A 1173-nucleotide genomic window follows, 5' to 3' on the forward strand; every position below is an offset into this window, starting at 1 on the left:
TTGGGCGTTCTTGCCCGAGCCGGCATTCTCGCGAGGGATGCTTTCGGGAAAACTAGATAAGTCGACTGGTATCGCCGGCGCTCACCTAATCACGCCAAATCGGACGCGAGCGGTTAGATCGAGGATCACAATTCCGTCCCATAGAGGCGCGTTGCCAAGCACTCCATCGGTCGGGACTGGCCAATCTGCAAAGCTTTTCGGGGCATCCGGGTTAGTAAAGACAGTGATCGCTCCGAGCGGCAAATCTCCCATTGTCACAGGCGACGCGGCAGGAGCGCCGGCGAGTATGAAAGGCTTGCCCCAAGCTGTTCCCTGAATCGTAGAGGGTGCAGCGGCAGTGGTCGTGCGCCCGGTAATGCGCTTCCAAGCAGCGAGGTCGACGTGGAGCGGCATCTCGCTTGACCCGGTATCGAATACGATTGTGTCGCTCGTAAACGCACCGGTCCTGATCGGCACATGGAACTTGGCGTTACGGAGCATTGCACGGACGAACGTTGCCTTTTGCAGCGGCGCGGGCAGGTCTCCCTCGGCAAACAGACAGAAGCGCTGGCCCGGGTAATCGATAACGGCGACCCGGCCCATCAGCGCCGGCAGCCCGAGCGTCCCGCGCAAGCTAGCATCCTCCTCCATGTCGGGGTTAACATAGACTTCAGGCCGGTCGAGCGTCGCACCGGCAAGCTCGAAGGCTTTGGCGCGGAACGTCTCGCTACCTTTTGCTGCCCATCCGGCTTTGATCGGGAAAGCGCCGTAGAGGCTGGTCACGTTGGCGCCGGTGTCCAGTTGCAGAGGAATGGACCGGCCGTTGATGCGTACTGGTACGCTGATGCCACCGCGTGGAGACCCCTTGTCGTTCGCGAGCCAGGAGAAGGCGACGCACTGACGCTTGCCGTTAAGGCTGGCGGCACCTTGGGCCAAGGCCAATCTCGGCGAGGTCACCGCCGGGGGCGCTGCTGACGCGCTAAGCGGCAACGCAATCATCACAAGGGTAAGCAGCGTGCGCGATTTGGTGAGCATCAGACTTTTCCTCGGCATGGCGGTCGGCGTTGGCGACCGCCAGTTAACAAGCAATAGCCCGATAGCGCGCTTTTACGAGACGTCCTGATCGGTAATCTGTCTACAACCGCAGCCGCCTTCGCAATTTGAGAAATCGTAGCCAGTCTCAAAATTCGATCG

General features: G+C 60.4%; 1 protein-coding gene. It reads right to left on the bottom strand.

Annotated features, from left to right (window positions below; genetic code table 11):
- Positions 1-81 precede the first annotated feature (81 nt).
- Entirely contained in the window at positions 82-1014 is a 933-nt protein-coding gene (locus C8J42_RS19945; protein WP_133021545.1) for a retropepsin-like domain-containing protein, read from the bottom strand.
- Between the last annotated feature and the right edge of the window lie 159 nt (positions 1015-1173).

The organism is Sphingomonas sp. PP-CE-1A-559, from assembly GCF_004340965.1.
Lineage (GTDB): Bacteria > Pseudomonadota > Alphaproteobacteria > Sphingomonadales > Sphingomonadaceae > Sphingomonas.